General features: G+C 68.8%; 15 protein-coding genes. 9 read left to right on the forward strand and 6 right to left on the reverse strand.

All coding sequences use genetic code 11. From position 1 onward, the window contains the following. Positions 1-9 precede the first annotated feature (9 nt). Positions 10-1,146 (reverse strand): GGDEF domain-containing protein, encoded by a 1,137-nt coding sequence (locus H570_RS17960; protein WP_027079187.1) that lies wholly within the window; start codon positions 1,144-1,146, stop codon positions 10-12. Positions 1,147-1,555: 409 nt separating this feature from the next. Between H570_RS17960 and H570_RS0101375 the strand changes: the two genes are divergently transcribed. Both H570_RS0101375 and hemP read left to right on the forward strand, forming a co-directional pair. Beyond that, positions 1,556-2,527 carry an aldo/keto reductase gene (locus H570_RS0101375; protein WP_027079188.1) on the forward strand — a complete coding sequence of 324 codons (972 nt, stop codon included), beginning with the start codon at positions 1,556-1,558 and terminating at the stop codon, positions 2,525-2,527. A gap of 78 nt (positions 2,528-2,605) precedes the next feature. Continuing rightward, entirely contained in the window at positions 2,606-2,821 is a 216-nt protein-coding gene (hemP, locus tag H570_RS15855) for a hemin uptake protein HemP (protein WP_036134607.1), read from the forward strand. Positions 2,822-3,046: 225 nt separating this feature from the next. On the opposite strand, the gene H570_RS15860 is transcribed toward hemP, so the two are convergent. Genes H570_RS15860 through H570_RS0101395 form a run of 3 tightly spaced genes read right to left on the reverse strand, consistent with a single transcriptional unit; the run spans position 3,047 to position 5,513 of the window. Then, complete coding sequence (locus H570_RS15860; protein ID WP_084499597.1) at positions 3,047-4,273, reverse strand: PDZ domain-containing protein; 1,227 nt, start codon at positions 4,271-4,273, stop codon at positions 3,047-3,049. Between the two features lie 45 nt (positions 4,274-4,318). Next, the gene (locus tag H570_RS17965; RefSeq protein ID WP_027079189.1) at positions 4,319-4,906 is read right to left on the reverse strand and encodes a hypothetical protein; all 588 of its coding nucleotides are present in this window, start codon (positions 4,904-4,906) and stop codon (positions 4,319-4,321) included. Next, complete coding sequence (locus H570_RS0101395; RefSeq protein WP_051175957.1) at positions 4,899-5,513, reverse strand: RNA polymerase sigma factor; 615 nt, start codon at positions 5,511-5,513, stop codon at positions 4,899-4,901. Before H570_RS0101395 ends, H570_RS17965 begins: the two co-directional genes overlap by 8 nt. 97 nt (positions 5,514-5,610) lie before the next feature. On the opposite strand from H570_RS0101395, the gene H570_RS0101400 reads away from it, so the two are divergent. The 5 genes from H570_RS0101400 (at position 5,611) to H570_RS19555 (ending at position 10,600) form a co-directional block, all read left to right on the forward strand. Further along, on the forward strand, positions 5,611-6,573 hold the full coding sequence (locus H570_RS0101400) for an SPFH domain-containing protein (protein WP_027079191.1): 963 nt from the start codon (positions 5,611-5,613) through the stop codon (positions 6,571-6,573). A gap of 3 nt (positions 6,574-6,576) precedes the next feature. Continuing rightward, positions 6,577-7,011 carry an NfeD family protein gene (locus H570_RS0101405; RefSeq protein WP_027079192.1) on the forward strand — a complete coding sequence of 145 codons (435 nt, stop codon included), beginning with the start codon at positions 6,577-6,579 and terminating at the stop codon, positions 7,009-7,011. A 122-nt stretch (positions 7,012-7,133) separates the two neighbouring features. Next, on the forward strand, positions 7,134-8,255 hold the full coding sequence (gene gcvT / locus H570_RS0101410) for a glycine cleavage system aminomethyltransferase GcvT (protein WP_027079193.1): 1,122 nt from the start codon (positions 7,134-7,136) through the stop codon (positions 8,253-8,255). Positions 8,256-8,370: 115 nt separating this feature from the next. Next, complete coding sequence (gene gcvH / locus H570_RS0101415) at positions 8,371-8,766, forward strand: glycine cleavage system protein GcvH (protein WP_027079194.1); 396 nt, start codon at positions 8,371-8,373, stop codon at positions 8,764-8,766. Positions 8,767-10,126: 1,360 nt separating this feature from the next. Beyond that, positions 10,127-10,600, forward strand: a complete 474-nt coding sequence (locus H570_RS19555; protein ID WP_027079195.1) for a hypothetical protein — start codon at positions 10,127-10,129, stop codon at positions 10,598-10,600. Between the two features lie 359 nt (positions 10,601-10,959). Here H570_RS19555 and H570_RS0101425 read toward each other — a convergent pair whose 3' ends face one another. After that, on the reverse strand, positions 10,960-12,375 hold the full coding sequence (locus H570_RS0101425) for a serine hydrolase domain-containing protein (RefSeq protein ID WP_036134807.1): 1,416 nt from the start codon (positions 12,373-12,375) through the stop codon (positions 10,960-10,962). A gap of 82 nt (positions 12,376-12,457) precedes the next feature. On the opposite strand from H570_RS0101425, the gene H570_RS0101430 reads away from it, so the two are divergent. Both H570_RS0101430 and H570_RS0101435 read left to right on the forward strand, forming a co-directional pair. Further along, on the forward strand, positions 12,458-13,054 hold the full coding sequence (locus H570_RS0101430) for a LemA family protein (RefSeq protein ID WP_036134613.1): 597 nt from the start codon (positions 12,458-12,460) through the stop codon (positions 13,052-13,054). Between the two features lie 142 nt (positions 13,055-13,196). Then, positions 13,197-15,095 (forward strand): M48 family metallopeptidase, encoded by a 1,899-nt coding sequence (locus tag H570_RS0101435; RefSeq protein WP_027079198.1) that lies wholly within the window; start codon positions 13,197-13,199, stop codon positions 15,093-15,095. A gap of 202 nt (positions 15,096-15,297) precedes the next feature. Here H570_RS0101435 and H570_RS0101440 read toward each other — a convergent pair whose 3' ends face one another. Further along, a complete protein-coding gene (locus H570_RS0101440) occupies positions 15,298-16,911 on the reverse strand; it encodes a GMC family oxidoreductase (RefSeq protein ID WP_027079199.1) in 1,614 nt (537 codons plus the stop codon). Between the last annotated feature and the right edge of the window lie 85 nt (positions 16,912-16,996).

Here is a 16,996-nt window from a genome sequence, read left to right on the forward strand (position 1 = left end):
GCGGCAGGTTCAGCCGTCGCGCGCGACCACCCGGTTGCGGCCATCGTGCTTGGCCAGCTGCAGGCGCCGGTCGGCGCTGCCGAGCAGGGCCGACACGTCGCCGCCGTCCTGCGGGTAAGCGGCGAGACCGCCGCTGAAGGTGATGACCTGCGGGTCGCGGCCGGACTCGGGCAGGAACGGGCGGTCGCCCATCGAGCGCCGCAGTCGATCCAGCCGCTCCCACGCGCTGCCGATCGGACAGTGCATCAGCACCACGAATTCCTGCCCGCCGATCCGGACCAAGCGTTCCTTCTCCTGCAGGATCTCGTTGACCGCGGCCACGAAGTGGCGCAGCGCGCGGTCGCCGTCGCGCGGGCCGATTTCGTCGTTGATGCGCTTGAAGCGGTCCAGGTCGAGCAGCGCCAGGGTGAGCGACCCGCCATCGTTGCGGATCGTCTCGAACATCCGTGGCATGCCCTGCAGCAGCCAGGCGCGGTTGGGCAACCCGGTGAGGCCATCGTTGCCCGACATTTCCACCAGCCGCTGCATGCGGTAGACGATGGCCGACGTGAGCAGGCCCATCATCAGGATCAGGATCAGCCTTTCGATCTGCGTGGAGATCGCGGCGGTTCCGTAGTCGATCGAAACCAGGCTTTCCCGCGCGGGAGCCAGCGAGAACACCGCCGTGACCAGGATTGCGTACTGCGCCAGCGCCAGTGCGGTGACGAACAGGGTGAGGCGGCCGTCGTTGCGCAGCGCGGTGATGGCGATGGCGAGCAGGTAGAAGCACCACACCACGATGCTGTTGGTCGCCGACACCGGATCGCCCAGGGCGAGCAGCGACAGCACCAGGGTGGTCAGGGTGATGTCGTAGGCACCGGTGGCGTAGGGCAGCCAGCCGTAGCGCAGCGGCCGGCGCGCAAGCCCGAGCCAGATCTGCGCCATCAGGTTGATGAACACCGCCAGGCTGAGCCCGATCACGACTTCGCTGGTCTTCGACCCGGCGAGTGCGCCGACGATCGGCATGACGAGGATGAGCAGGGACAGCAATGCGCGCAGGCGCGCGACCAGCAGTTCGCCGCCTGCGCCGAGCGCGAGCATGATCTCGTCGGGGCGTGCGAGCAGCCTGTCCACGAGGCCTTTCAGGTTGTCGATCGATTCACGCATGTGTTTCCCCCGGGTGCGAAGCATACCGTGGGGCGTGGGCTTCCTCGGCGGGGTGCTGCGTGGGGCTCGAGCCGGCAGAGGCGTGGCGTGTTGTCGTGCATGGACCCGGGCTCGTCGCGCAGGGTCGCGGCGCAGCGGCGTGGGCAACGGCGCGTGGCCACGGACGGTCCGCCCGTTCTCGTGACGCGGCGATACGCGGGGTTGCGGGATCGATGCGGGTTTCTCGCGGGCTTCGTCGCGCCCGAGGTGTCCGCCAGGGCAACGCAAGCCGAAGGTACGGAAGCACAAGGCGACAGGGCGAAGCGGGCGGGCGCGCCGCTGTCATGTGATGCGGCCAGGATGGCGATGCCCATAGACTGTTGGTTCCCGTCCCGGATCGCCGCGTTAGTCCATGCGGCAGGAGATTCCAATGCAGTACCGCCGCCTCGGTTCCTCGGGCCTGCAGCTGTCCGCGCTGTCGTTCGGCGCCTGGGCCACGTTCGGCGGCCGGGTCGCGCGAGGCGACGCGCGCAACCTGGTGGCCGCGGCGTGGGACCACGGCATCAATTTCTTCGACAACGCCGAGACCTATGCCAACGGCGCGGCCGAGCAGGTGATGGGCGACGTGATCGCCGACCTGCGCCTGCCGCGCGACGGTTTCGTGGTGTCGAGCAAGGTGTTCTTCGGCGCGGTCGACAAGCCACGGCCGACGCAGAAGGGCCTGTCGCGCAAGCATGTGCACGATGCCTGCCACGCGGCGTTGAAGCGCCTGCGCGTGGACTATCTCGACCTGTATTACTGCCACCGGCCCGACCCGGACACACCGGTCGCCGAAACCGTGGCGGCCATGGATGTGCTGGTCCGGCAGGGCAAGGTGCTGTACTGGGGCACCTCGGAGTGGCCGGCCGAGCGCATCCGCGAGGCGCACGAAGCCGCGCGCGCGGGCGGTTTCCAGGCGCCGACGATGGAGCAGCCGCAGTACAACCTGCTGCACCGCGAGCGGGTCGAGAGCGAGTACGCATCGCTCTATGCCGACTTCGGCATGGGCACGACGACCTGGTCGCCGCTGGCCTCCGGCCTGCTGACCGGCAAGTACAACGAGGGCGTGCCGGCCGATTCGCGGCTGGCCAGCGAAGATTACGCTTGGCTGCAGCGCGACGTGCTTGGCGACGACGCGTCGCGGCGGTTGGTGCGGACACGCGCGTTCACCGCGCTCGCGGCGACGCTGGGTGTTTCGCCGGCGGCGCTGGCGATCGCCTGGTGCCTGCGCAATCCGCACGTGTCGAGCGTGATCCTCGGCGCCAGCCGGGTGGCGCAGCTGCTGCAGAACCTGGAGGCGCTGGAGGTGGCCGCGCGCATGGGCGACGCGGAGTGGGCACGGGTCGAGGCGGCGATGGCCTGATCACGCGGCTGACTGGAACCGCTTGACAGGCAAATGAGAATCATTATCATTGGCGACTCCTATCGAGGGAGCCGATCGATGTTCGTTGCCCAGTCGCACGCACAGGCCGCGTCCCACAGCGCCACCAGCCATCCCGTCGCCCACCATGCCGGTGAGCGGCCCGCAGCCGTCGAGACCATCGAGATCGACAGCAACCGCCTGCTCAAGGGCCAGCGTGAACTGCTGATCCGCCACGGCAACGAGTGCTATCGCCTGCGCCATACCCGCAACGACAAGCTCATCCTGACCAAATAGGTGCCGGACCGGCCTGGGTCCCGGCGGGGGGCATCCGCATCCGGCTCCCTGCCGGCCACGCATCCCTTCAGGTCGCCCGCCAGCCGGCAACCACGCTGGACGCCGGCTCGCCGAACGCCCTTCGACTTCGTTGAGCCCACCCATGCGTTTCAGCTTGCGGGCGACAGCGCCGCGCTCGCTCGCTATGCGGCGTCCGGCCGAACCTCTCGACGAGCATTCTTCCGCTTACTCCACGTCCACGGGCGTGGCATCACCGGCATTCCATGCGAACGAGACTGATGGCCCGTCGTCCGCCACGAGCGTGAACATGCCGGCGCCGTCCGGCACCGCGGGCGGGCGCGGCGCTGCCGGTGCCATCGGTGGTCCAGGCGGAAGTGACGGCGCCGCGGCCTGCGGTGCAGGCGGCGCGGGCGGCGGCGGAGGCGCCTTTGGTGCGGTCGGAGGCGCGGGCGGCGCGGGCGGCGCGGGTGGCAGCGGCAGCGGTGCCAGTTTCGGCACCGTGACCTGCGCCTTGCCGGCCTTGCGGTCGCGCAGGTAATCCACCGTCACCTTCGCGCCGCCGGGCTTGTTGCCCATCGCCGCCATCGCCTCGCGCGGGCTGGACACCGGCTTGCCGTCGATGCGCTGGATCACGTCGCCGGCCTGCAGTCCGGCCAGTTCGCCGTTCGACAGCACGAGCACGCCCTGGTCGGTGCCGAAGTAGCGGCCCAGCTGTTTGTCGACCGAGGCCAGGTTGAGGCCGTTCCAGCGGAACGCCGACATCAGCGCCGGCATGTCGCATTCGTTGCCCTTGCATGCAATGCCGGGGCCGATGCGGATGATCTCGCGGCGAACCTCGGGTGCCACGCCGGGGGCGAGCGAGTTGTCGATGCGATCCGCAGTGACCTGGATCCGGCCCGCGCGATCGCGCAGCATCTGCACGTTGCCATCGGCCCGCAGCAATGAGCCGTCGTCACGCACGAGATACACGGTCTGGTCGATCTGTGGCGTCACCGCGATGCTGGCCGGCTTGCCATCGCGCACGTAGCCGATCCGGACCGGCGATCCCGCTTCCAGCCGGGACAGCAGTTTCTGCGCGTTGTGCAGCCGCAGCGTGCCGCTGGAACCCTGCAGCTGGCGGCCGTCGATCACGACGATGCGGTCGCCGGGCTTCAGCCCTGCCTTGGCGCTGCCGCCGCCAGGCGTGACGCCGGAAATCCGCACGCCGGCCACGTCGTCGGGTGACAGCACCACGCCGATCACCGGGCGCAGCAGCGACTCGGCGCCATTGCGCTTGCGGTCGAACTTTTCGCCGAAGGATCCCAACCGCTCCTTGCGCATCTGGTCCAGCGTCAGTCGCGAGGTCGTGTCGTCGGCCGGGCGCACGGTCATGCCTTGCGCCTGCGCTTGTGCAGTCGGGGCCAGGCATGTCGCCAAGGCGAGGGCGAGAATGGTTTTGGTGGTGGTGTTCATGGGGTCTCCGTGCCTGAGGGCGGTAGGTGCGTTGCGCGGCGCGGCTCAATTGATGCTTACCAGCGCGCCGTCGTATTGCTCGCCGCCGGCGGCCAGCCAGCGGCGCGTGCTTTCGAAACCGGCGAAGTCGCGCAGCACGTCCACGCGCTCGCGCCATAGCCGTGTCCTTTGCGCCGCCGTGAGGCCGGGCCGCATCAGCGCCGCGTCGATGGCGCCGATGCGGGCTTCGAACTCGGCTGCCATCACTGCGGCCGCGCCGCTGGCCACACGCCCGTCGCGGGCGTACTGCAGCAGCGCCTCCAGGCGCGCGGACTCGGCATGCAACTGTTCGATACTCGCGGGTCCGGCTTCGGTGTCCTCTCGCGCGATCGCGGCCGGCGGCGTTGCCGCCGCCGCGGGCTGCTCGTCGGCCGGCTGCGGCAGCCACGCCGGCACGACGGCCAGCGCCAGCGCCGCTGCGGCGGCCAGCGGCAGCCAGCGCGGGATGCGGCGACGCGGGTCGAACCGGCGCGCGTCGAGCCGCTGCGCGACCGCGGCCCAGCCGCCGGCGGGCGCGTCCTCCAGCGGCAGCGCGGCGAGCGCCTCGTGCCAGCCGGCAGGCGGATCGACGGGACGGGAAGTGAAGTCAGGCATGGTCGTTTTCCTCGATCTGCAGCAGCGCGCGCAATCGCCGCGTGCCGCGGGCCAGCTGTGATTTCGAGAAGCTCGGCGTGCGCTGCATCAGCTCGCCGATCTCCTCGTGGGTGTAGCCCTCGGCGTGGTACAGCCACAGCACGCCGCGGGTGGCGGCCGGCAGCTGCGCCAGCGCGCGCTGCAGTTGGGCGGCATCGGCGGCGGCAGGGGGCGGCAGCGCCTGTTCGTCGGCCGGCTCGTGGCCGTCGACCGGCAGTTCCCCGGCCTGGCGGCGCCCGCGGCGCAGGTGCATCAGCGCCTCGTTGACCGCGATCTGCCGCAGCCAGCCCCAAAACGGACTGCCGCGGCCGCGGAAGTCGCCGATCCTTGCAATCACCTTCAGCATCGTCTCCTGCAGCACGTCGGCGGCGGCCTCGCGTTCGCCACAGATGCGCACCGCCAGGGTGAACACCGGCCGTTCGAAGCGGCGATAGATCTGTTCGAAGGCCGCGTGCTCGCCGGCCCGCGCGCGGGCCAGCAGCGCCTCCGGGACCTCGATCGCGAAGCTTGAGGCACGCCCGGACGCGGGGGTGAGAATGGCAGCGGCGGGGACGGTTTCGATCAGCATTCCCCTGCATGGATGCCGCGGTGGGCGAAAGCGTCGCAGCAGCGCCGATGGCGCTTCGGCGACCCTATACTGGGGCCATCAAACGAAGGGGATCGTCATGTTCAGTGGATCGCTGCTTGCCATCGTCCTGCTCATCGCGGGCGTGGTCATCCTGTTCAAGACCGTGCGCGTGGTGCCGCAGGGCTACGAGTGGACCGTGGAGCGCTTCGGCCGCTACACCCACACGATGACGCCGGGCCTGCATTTCCTGATCCCGATCATGTACAGCGTCGGGCGCAAGATCAACATGATGGAGCAGGTGCTCGAGGTGCCGAGCCAGGACGTGATCACCAAGGACAACGCGGTGGTCAAGGTCGATGGCATCGTGTTCTTCCAGGTTCTGGACGCGGCCAAGGCCGCCTACGAGGTGGCGACGCTGGAGATCGCGATCCTCAACCTGGTGATGACCAACATCCGTACCGCGATCGGCTCGATGGACCTGGACGAGTCGCTGTCCAAGCGCGACGAGATCAACACCAAGGTGCTGCTGGCGGTCGACCAGGCCACGCATCCCTGGGGCATCAAGGTCAACCGGATCGAACTCAAGGACATCGCGCCGCCGCGCGACCTGGTCGAGGCGATGGCGCGGCAGATGAAGGCCGAGCGCGAGAAGCGCGCCAACATCCTGGAGGCCGAGGGCTTCCGCCAGGCGGCGATCCTCAAGGCCGAGGGCGAGAAGCAGTCGACGATCCTCGATGCCGAGGGCGACCGCCAGTCCGCGTTCCTCGCCGCCGAGGCGCGCGAACGCCTGGCCGAGGCCGAGGCCAAGGCGACGCAGATGGTGTCCGAGGCGATCGCCGGCGGCAACGTGCAGGCGATCAACTACTTCGTCGCGCAGAAGTACATCGAGGCGTTCAAGGCGCTGGCGATGGCGCCGAACCAGAAGTTCGTGATGATGCCGATGGAGTCGGCCGGTGTGATCGGCTCGCTCGGCGGCATTGCCGAGCTGGCGAAGGAATCGTTCGGGCAGCAGGCCGCGCGTGCGGCGCAGCCGCCGGCCATGCCGCGCCAAGGGGGCTGAGCCATGCGCTGGGACGTCTTCACCTGGGCCGCGGTCGCGTTGCTGCTGTTCGCGGCCGAGACGATGGCGCCGGGCGCGTTCATGCTCTGGCTCGGCTTCGCGGCGGTGGTGGTGTTCGTCGGCACGCTGCTGGTACCGGGCATCCCGCTGCTGGCGCAGGTCGCGGCGTTCATCGTGCTGAGCTTCGTTTCGATCCAGGTTTACCGGAAGTGGTTCCGCAGCCGTGAACCCAAGAGCGACCAGCCCGCGCTCAATCGCCGCGCCGCGGCGCTGGCGGGGCGGGTGGTGCCGCTGGAAAGCGCCATCGTGCAGGGGCGCGGCCGGGTGCAGATCGCCGACGCCTACTGGGACGTCAGCGGCCCGGACCTGCCGGCCGGCGTGCAGGTGCGCGTCGTCGGTGCCGACGGCATGACGCTGCAGGTCGAAGCCGCGAACTGATCGCGCCCATGGGGGCACGGGCGCGCTTGGTTGCCTCGTCCGCGCGATCGCGCCCGCGCGACGCTCCCACAAGTCGCGTGCGGGTCTGGGATAATCCGTCCTTTGTCCCGGACGAGCCCGCCATGACCCAGAAGACGATCCTCAACGACGCCCACCGCGCCCTCGGCGCGAAGATGGTCGATTTCGGCGGCTGGGACATGCCGCTCAACTACGGGTCGCAGATCGAGGAGCACCACCAGGTGCGCCGCGATGCCGGCATGTTCGACGTCTCGCACATGACCGTGGTCGACCTGCGCGGCGCGCGGGTGCGCGAGTTCCTGCGCAGGCTGGTCGCCAACTCGGTGGACAAGCTGCAGAAGCCCGGCAAGGCGCTGTACACCTGCATGCTCAACGCGCAGGGCGGGGTGATCGACGACCTGATCATCTACCTGATGCCGCACGAGGGCGGGGCCGAATGGTTCCGCCTGGTGGTCAACGCCGCGACCCGCGACAAGGACATGGCGTGGATCAACCAGCAGGCCGCCGCGTTCGAAGTCGACGTCGGCGAACGCACCGACCTGGCGATGATCGCCGTGCAGGGTCCCAACGCGCGCGACAAGGCGCTCGGCCTGATCGCCGAGGGCGACCGCACCCGCGTCGGCAAGCTTGGCAAGTTCGCCGGCATCGAGGCCCGGTCGGCCGCTGGCGCGTCGCTGTTCGTCGCCCGCACCGGCTACACCGGCGAGGACGGTTTCGAGATCGTCATGCCCGAAGGCGATGCCGTTGCCCTGTGGAATGGATTGCTCGCCGCGGGGGTGAAGCCGGCGGGACTCGGCGCGCGCGACACGCTGCGCCTGGAGGCCGGACTGAACCTGTACGGGCAGGACATGGACGAAACCGTCTCTCCCTGGGAAGCCGCGCTCGGCTGGACCGTGGCGCTGGACGAAGGTCGCGACTTCATCGGGCGCGGCGCGCTCGAGTCGCAAAAGGCCGCCGGCACCGCGCGCCGCATGATCGGCCTGGTGATGGACGACAAGGGCGTGCTGCGCCACGGCCAGAAGGTGCTCACCGCGAATGGCGAAGGCGAGATCCTGTCGGGCACGTTCTCGCCGACGCTGGGCAAGGCGATCGCCTTCGCCCGCGTGCCGGCGGGCGACGCGGCCGATGACGCGGGCGTGCGGGTCGACATCCGCGGCCGTGAAGTCCCCGTGCGCGTGGTCAGGTTCCCGTTCGTGCGCGACGGCAAGCCGCAGGACGGCATCTGACCGGTCGCCGGCATCGGCGTCGCCGCGAGGCGACACGACGCACTGCCACCCCGGCGTTCCTTCGCTAAACTAGCGTCCCCTTCCATCGACCGCAGCAGATCCGGAGCACGATCCCATGAGCGAGATCCCAGGCGACCTGAAGTTCATGAAATCCCACGAGTGGGCCCGCGTCGAAGGCGACGGCAAGGTCACCATCGGCATCTCCGACCATGCGCAGGAACTGCTCGGCGACCTGGTCTACGTCGACCTGCCGACGGTGGGCGAGCGCGCCGAGGCCGGCACCGCATGCGCGGTGGTGGAATCGGTGAAGGCGGCGTCCGACGTTTACTCGCCGGTGTCGGGCACCATCACCGCGGTCAATACCGCGCTGGCCGACAAGCCCGAGACCATCAACGAGGACGCTTTCGGCGAAGGCTGGATCTTCGTCGTCGAGATCGACGACCCGGACCAGCTCAACGAGATGCTCGATCCCGACGACTACGCCGAACTGCTGGAAGAAGACGACAGCTGACGAGTCGCTGGCGGCGCCGCCGCACAGGCGCGCAAGCCCTCGGGCGCGGAGCGAACGACTCCGCGCCCCGTTCATGAAACCGGTATCGATCCTGGCGCCCCCTGCGCGAACGCAGGCCGGGCGCGCGACGCGTTCTCTGTCGCCGCTCCTTCCTGCGTCGACAGCGACGAGACCCGCGCTGAACGCGGTGGCGTGACGGTTGCCGCTGGCCGTCCGCTGCACGCCGCACTGGATGGGTGACTCTGGACGCGCGCGCGGTGCGGCCGGTCGGACGCGCCTGGCGTGCCGCGGAAGTGGCGCACGCGACGACGATGCCGCGGCAGGCGACGGGCAGGTGGCGGTGCCGCGCGATGCCCTGCCAGCCGACTGCCGGGAGTCGAGCGGTGTCGATGCAGTTGGCCGTGCGCGGGCAGCTTCGTTCGCGAGCGTTTGCCGCTGCCGCATTCATCGTCTGTCGCGCGCTCGCATCCCCGGAACGAGGCGCGAACAACCAGCCCTTGATGCGCGCTTCGGGCATGCGTTCCGGACAGGAACGAAGGCAGGTCGCGCATGCGCGCGTGCCGTTCCCGACAGCATGCAATCGGTGCATCGTCATCCGTCGCCGGGTCTGCAAACCGGTTCGGACTGCTTCCCGGACGGTCGGTGAAGCAGCCGTTCTTCTTGCGCAGTTTTGCGCAATCCGGCTTGTGCAGTGCCGGAAACGCGTCGCCCGGAAGAGGTGCGTCGACAGCCTGCGTGCAGCTTCGTCCTGTCGCGTGCGATGCATGCGACGCGTGTCGTGCGCATCGTTGCCAACGCGCATGCGCGCTGGCGTGCTTGCAGAAAACAGCTTGTTTTCCGCGCTATTTCAATCTCGTTCCTTGCGTTGCGTGGACGACATGACGCAGACGCAGCGTGCGGGCGCGGGTTGGCGGGCGCGAACGTGTGATCGCTGCCCGGGTGGACGGCGAAGAAAAACCTTGCGGGGGTGTTGACAGTTGAAAAAACCGTGATTAGGTTTCGCTGCAACAGACGTCGACGCAGAAGAGAGTGAGTCGAACCCAAGCGAAAACGCGCAGCACAACAAAGACCTCTGCCCGGAAATTCCTCAAGGTGGAATCAGGCATCGTCTCCGCTGCGAAAACGCAACGTCTCCATGATCACCACCCGCGTCGCCATGCGATGCGGGTTTTTTATGCGGGCGGCATGCCGACGGGCAGGGCCTCCACGCAAGCGGTCGGCACCAGGGGGTGCAGGCCGAATCCGAATCCGTCCCGGCGCGCTTCGCGCGTTGGCGGTTGGTCGCGGGTCCGATACCCGCGGCGCTGTTTTGAACTGGGCTGCTACACCCGATAGTTCCACTGACGAGGAGAGCCATCACATGGCCACGAAGAAAGCTGCAAAGAAACGTCCCGCCAAGAAGGCGGCGAAGAAGGCGGTCCGCAAGACCGCGAAGAAGGCAGTTCGCAAGTCGGCCGCCCGCAAGGTCGCCAAGAAGGTCGCGAAGCGGCCGGCCAAGAAGGCCACCAAGAAGGTAGCGAAGAAGAAGGTTGCCAAGAAGGTAGCGAAGAAGGCCGCCAAGAAGAAGGTCGCCAAGAAGGTGACGAAGAAGGCTGCCAAGAAGAAGGTAGCGAAGAAGAAGGTCGCCAAGAAGAAGGTAGCCAAGAAGGCCGCCAAGCGCCCGGCGAAGAAGACCGCCAAGAAGGCGGCAAAGAAGCGCCCGGCCAAGAAGGCTGCCAAGAAGACGGCCAAGAAGGCTGCGAAGAAGCCTGCAAAGAAAGCCAAGCGACCGGCCAAGCGTGCGAAGAAGGCTGCCTCCGTGGCAATCCCGTCCGCACCTGCTCCGATGATGTAAGAAGAAAAACCGGATCAGCGGTCATCAGGACTCTCTCTCCGCAGCCCAGGCGGAGAGGGAGTTTTTTTATGCGCCGGAGCAACGGCCCGCCCGGGTTACCTGCGGGACAAGGCGAACGGTCGTGCGAGGGCAGCAGCGGCACCTGGACGATCGTCGCCATCCCCGAGACTGCGGGGAGCCTGGAACTTCAGGCGTCGAGGAGCGCTACTGGATGACCGGCGTTCGCCTGTTGAAGCCCCTGCGCTTGCGGGAGCGGCGGACGACGGCAGGGCTGTTCAAGCCTTCCCCGGTGTCGCTGCGCAGTGCGGACACGGGGTGGCCGGTAGCCGAGGCGACACGATCTCGCTAACAGCGATGGCTCAGCGCGGGTTCGCGTTGGCCGACGATGCGTGCGCGCCGCCGTGCTTGTCGGTGCGGGGCAGGTTGGGCCGGGTCGGCCGGCTGTCGTCTTCGGCGTAGAGCACGTCCGGGAACGGATCGACATCCAGCCAGCGCTGCGCTGGAAGTCCGATCGCGCGATCGAGGATCGTCGGCAGCAGTCCCGAGGGCAGGCTGCTTTCGCTGTTCCACAGGATCGCGATGCCCAGATCGCGCTGTGGAAGCAGGGCGATCGCGCCGCGATACCCCTGCACCGCGCCGCCGTGGAAGACCACGCGGTGGCCGGCATAGTCGTAGATGCGCCAGCCGATCCCGTAGCCGGCGGCATTCAACCGCTGGCGGCGCCACGACGAGCCGCGGGTTTCGCCGGGGGTGGCGACGACGGGTGCGTGCAACGTTGCCAGCAGCGGTGCCGGCAGGACGTCCGGGCGGTGCCCGGTCTGCGCCAGCAGCCACTGCGCCATGTCGCTGGCGCTGGCGTTGACGCCGGCGGCCGGCGCCACGCGGTAGTAGGTGGGCTTGGGCGTCAGCGAACGCCAGCCGCCGCCGGCGCGCACGTGCGGGCGTGCCCAGCTCGGGCTTGCCTCGATGCCTTCGAGCCCGTAGCTCGCATCGTTCATGCCCAGCGGCTTGAAGATGCGGCGGCTCACCGCTTCGCTGAAGAACTGCCCGCTCGCGCCGTAGACCACGTTGCCCACGAGGCTGAAGGCGACGTTCTGGTAGCTGTAGCACTCGCCCGGTTCGCACTTCATCGGCGCATAGGCCAGCTTCTGCACCAGGGTGTTGTAGTCGACGTTGCGCTCGAGCTCGCGATCGTAGGCGTTGTGGGTCAGGCCGACACGCTGGCTCAACACCTCGGCCACCGTGAGTTGCTGCGCGGCGCCGGGTTCGGAGAACTGCAGAGACGGCATGTAGTCGGCGACATGGCTGTCCCAGCGCAGCGAGCCTTCGTTGACCAGCAGCCCGGTGACGGTGCCGGCGAAGGCCTTCGACAAGGAGGCGAGGCGGAACACGGTATGCGCATCGACCGGCTCGGCATTGCTGACGTCGGTGATGCCGTAGCCGCGCGCGCTGAGCACGCGGCCGCCCTGGACGATGGTCATGGCCAGGCCGGGCACGCGCTGGTTGGCGACCAGCTCCTGCGCGATTGCCTCGAGCTGGCGGACGTTGAAGTCCGAGGAGGGTGGCATGACCTCCTCGACCGGCGGCAGGTAGCCCGGGATCGAAGCAGGCTGGGTCGGCAGCGGTTCGTGCTGGGCGATGGCGGGCGCGGGCGATGCCGGCTGGGTGTTCCAGCGCAGCGGCGTCTGCGCGGATGTCGCCAGTGCCATCGACAGCAACACGCCGGTCAGCCCGCCTCGCCAGGTGAGCCGATGCCGCCTCTTGTCGTCTTTCATCGGGCCTGCCCCCTGCGTATGCTGCGACTGCAGGCTGATCATAACGCCTGATTTCCGGATTGCATGAACAAGGGGAGCTTTGATGGTTACTTTGTTGATCCTGCTCGCAATTGTGGTGGTGTTCGCATTCTGGGCCATCGGTATCTACAACGGCCTGGTCACGGCGCGCAACGCCTACAAGAACGCCTTCGCCCAGATCGACGTGCAGTTGCAGCGGCGATTCGACCTGATCCCCAACCTGGTCGAGACCGCCAAGGGCTACCTCGAGCACGAGCGCGGCACCCTTGAAGCGGTGACCGCGGCCCGCAACGCCGCCCAGGCGGGCCTGGCCGCGGCCAAGGCTTCCCCGGGCGACCCGGCGGCGATGGCCGAACTCAGCCGCAGCCAGGGCATGCTCGATGGCGCGCTGGGCAGGCTGCTGGTGACGGTCGAGGCCTATCCGGACCTCAAGGCCAGCCAGAACATGATGCAGCTGACCGAGGAACTCACCAGCACCGAGAACAAGGTCGCCTTCGCGCGGCAGGCGTTCAACGATTCGGTGATGGCCTACAACAACAAGCGCGAGGTGTTTCCCTCGAGCATCGTCGCCGGCATGTTCAACTTCGCCCCGGCCGCGCTGCTGGAGATCCCGGCCGACCAGCAGGCGCAGGTACGGGCGGCGCCGAAGGTCGAGTTCTGACTGGCCGGGAATCGGGGGTGGGGATCCGGGATTCGAAAAGGCGGCGCCGCTACGCCGCCGGTGAAGGCTCCCCCTCCCGCGCAGGCTTCGTCAGCCTGGCTTTTCGAATCCCGGATCCCGAATCCCCAATCCCGGTTTCCCGATGAACTTCTTCGAACACCAGGCCGCGGCGCGGCGCACGTCGACACGGTTGGTGGTGCTGTTTGCGCTGGCTGTGATCGCGATCGTGGTCGCGGTCGACCTGGCGGTGATGCTGGTGTTCGGCCGCGGCGACGGGGCGGCCGGCATCCTGCTGTTCACCACGCTGGTGACGCTGGCGGTGATCGGCGGGGCCTCGATGTACCGCATCGCGTCGCTGCGCGGCGGTGGCGAGGCGGTGGCGCTGCAGTTCGGCGGCACGCCGGTACCGGTGGACACCACCGACCGCTACCTGCAGCGGTTGCGCAACGTGGTCGAGGAGATCGCGATCGCATCGGGCGTGCCGATGCCCGGGCTGTACGTGCTCGAGCACGAGTCGGCGATCAACGCCTTCGCGGCGGGCTACTCGACCTCGGACGCGGCCATCGCGGTCACCCGCGGGGCGCTGGAGAAACTCAACCGCGACGAGTTGCAGGGCGTGATCGCCCACGAGTTCAGCCACATCCTCAACGGCGACATGCGCTTGAACATCCGCCTGATCGGCGTGCTGTTCGGGATCATGGTGATGGGCATCATCGGCCGCCGGCTGATGATGCACGGCGGCATGAGCCGCAACAGCCGCGACGGCGTGGCGATCTTCCTGGTGATGGCGCTGGTGGCGATCGTGATCGGCTACGTCGGGCTGCTGTTCGGGCGCATGATCAAGGCCGGCATCAGCCGCACGCGCGAGTCGCTGGCCGATGCTTCGGCGGTGCAGTTCACCCGCCAGACCGCGGGCCTGGCCGGCGCGCTGAAGAAGATCGCCGGCATCCACGAAGGTTCGCGGCTGGGCTCACGCGGCGAGACGGAGGAGATCAGCCACATGCTGTTCGGCGACGGGATCGGCTTCAGCGGCCTGTTCGCCACCCATCCGCCGATCCTCAAGCGCATCCAGGCGCTGGAGCCGGGCTTCCGCGCCGAGCAGCTCGAACGCATGCAGGCCCAGTGGCGCACCACGCCGCCCAACGGCCTGCAGGAGGACGCGCGCATGGGCCTGGCCGGCGCGCACGATGCGCTGCCGGCGGCTTCGTCGCGGATCAACGTCACTCCGGCAATGGTGGCTTCGCAGGTGGCGCAGCCCGAGCAGGATGACTACCGGCGCGCCGACGCCATCGTCAACACGATCCCGGACGACCTGCGCGAACTGGCGCGCCAGCGCGACCAGGTGATGCCGCTGCTGCTGGGCATGCTGCTGGCCAGCGATCCGGCGGTGCTCGGCAAGCAGCGCATCGAGATCGCCTCGCGGATGGGCAACGAAGCGGCCGAGGTTGCGCTTGCCTTCCGCGGCAGGCTGGCGCAGGCCCTGCACCCGATGCAGCGCCTGCCGCTGGCGGCGCTCGCGTTTCCGGTGCTTCGGCTGCGCCCGCGCCCGGAGCTCGAAGTGTTCATGGACGCGGTGTTCGCCGCGGTCAACGCCGACGGGCAGGTATCGCTGTTCGAGTACTGCCTCGGCCGGCTGCTGCACGTGCAGGTGCGCGAATCGCTCGACCCGGCGCGTTATGCACGCTTTGGCCGACGCAAGCCGGGCAACGTCAAGCAGGAATTCGCGACCCTGCTGGCGGTGGTTGCGAACGCCGGCAGCGACGACCCGGCCGAAGCGCAGCGTGCGTACCTGGCCGGCATGCAGCGGGTATTGCCGCGCGACCACGTGCCCTACGCGCCGCCGGCCAACGGCGTGCTGGCGCTCGATGCGGTGTGGGAGCCGCTTGATGCGCTCGATCCGCTTGCCAAGCAGGTGATGGTCGAAGCGATCACCGCCGCAGCCAGCCACGACGGCCGCATCTGCGTGGCCGAAGCGGAACTGCTGCGCACGATCTGCGGCGTGCTGCATTGCCCGCTGCCGCCGATGCTGGAGCGGGCGTAACACCCGGCGTTTGCGGCGCGCGCGGAAACTCTTTCGCGCGAAGCCGCTGGATTCCCGCCTGCGCTTGGGCGCCGCGGAACCGGGTGGACTCCGGCTCGCGGCTGCCCGTCGGATTTCCCGCAGCGCCCGGATGACGGCAGCTGCCGGATGCCCGCCCCGGTTCGCGCACCTGCGCGAAAGCCCGGCTATCGCCGCGCGGGAATCAATTCCCGCCGCGGACGAGGTCCGCCGCGCGCTCGGCGATCATGATCGTGGGTGCGTTGGTGTTGCCGGTCGGCAGCGTCGGCATGACCGACGCGTCGATCACGCGCAGCCCGTCGATGCCGCGCACCCGCAGCTGCGGGTCGACCACGGCCGCGTCGTCGCTGCCCATGCGGCAGGTGCCGATCGGGTGGTAGACGGTCTCGGCCTTGGCGCGGACGAACTCGACCAGCTCGGCATCGTTGCGCGGGAGCCGGGCGGGGAAGATCGGCGCGCCGCGGAAATCGTCGAACGCCTTCTGCGCGAGGATGTCCAGCGAGATGCGCGCGCATTCGACCATCACCTTCAGGTCGAAGCCTTCCGGGTCGCCCAGGTAGTTGGCTTCGATCCGCGGCTTGTCGGTCGCACGGTCGCTGGCCAGGGTAATCCGGCCTCGGCTGCGCGGGTGCAGGTTGCAGGCGTGCATGGTGTAGCCGTCGCCGGGCAGGCGGTTGCGGCCGTGGTCGTCGATCATCGCCGGGATGAAATGCAGCTGGATGTCGGCGCGCTCGTCGGTGGCCAGCGGCGAGCGCAGGAACGCGCCGCCTTCGGCGATGTTGCTGGTGCCCGGGCCGCGACGGCCGCGCAGGAAGTAGTCGAAGGCCAGCTTCAGTTCGTTGGCGCGGTCGTAGCTGGTGCGCCGGGTTTCGTGCTGCAGGGTGCACACGTCGAGGTGGTCCTGCAGGTTGGTGCCGACGCCGTTGCTCGCGACGACTGTTTCGATTCCGTGCCGTCGCAGTTCCGCTTCCGGGCCGATGCCGGACAGCATCAGCAGCTGCGGTGAATTGATCGCGCCGCCGCTGAGGATCACTTCGCGCGAGGCCAGGTAACGCCGCGCCTTGCCCTGTTGCACGCAGGCCACGCCGGCGGCGCGCTGCCGGTCGAAGAGGATGCGTTCGACCAGGGTGCCGGTGCGCACGGTCAGGTTCGGCCGCGGCCTGGCCGGGTCGAGGTAGGCCACCGCGGCCGAGCAGCGCGCACCGTCGCGCTGGGTGACCTGGTACAGGCCGATGCCGAGCTGCGCGGAGCCGTTGAAGTCGTCGTTGCGCGCCAGGCCCGCCTGCTGGCCGGCTTCGATGAACACTTGCGAGAGCGGATTGACGCTGCGCAGGTCCGAAACCGTCAGCGGGCCGTCGCCGCCGTGCAACGCGTCGCCGCCGCGGGTATTGCCTTCTGCACGCTTGAACCACGGCAGCACGCTGGCCCAGTCCCAGCCGTGCGCGCCCTGCGCGGCCCAGTCGTCGTAATCGCCGGCGACGCCGCGGATGTAGCACATCGCGTTGATCGAGCTGGAGCCACCGAGCACCTTGCCGCGCGGCCACCAGATCACCCGGTTGCCGAGCTGCGGCTCGGGCACGGTGCTGTAGTCCCAGTTGATGCGCCGGTTGCCAGCGATCTTTGCCAACCCGGCCGGCATGTGGATGAAGGGATGCCAGTCGCGCCCGCCGGCTTCCAGCAGCAGCACCTTGCAGGCGGGATCCTCGGACAGGCGGTTGGCGAGCACGCAGCCGGCGGAACCGGCGCCGACGATGATGTAGTCGTAGGCGGCACGCGCGTTGTTCTTGGAGTCGGTCATCCGGCCAAGTTAGGGAGCGGGACTAGAGCATATGCTCTGCGAGGTAGCGCGTCGCGCGGGCATGGGATAACGTTTGCGCGGCCCA

It is taken from the genome of Luteimonas mephitis DSM 12574, from assembly GCF_000422305.1.
GTDB lineage: Bacteria > Pseudomonadota > Gammaproteobacteria > Xanthomonadales > Xanthomonadaceae > Luteimonas > Luteimonas mephitis.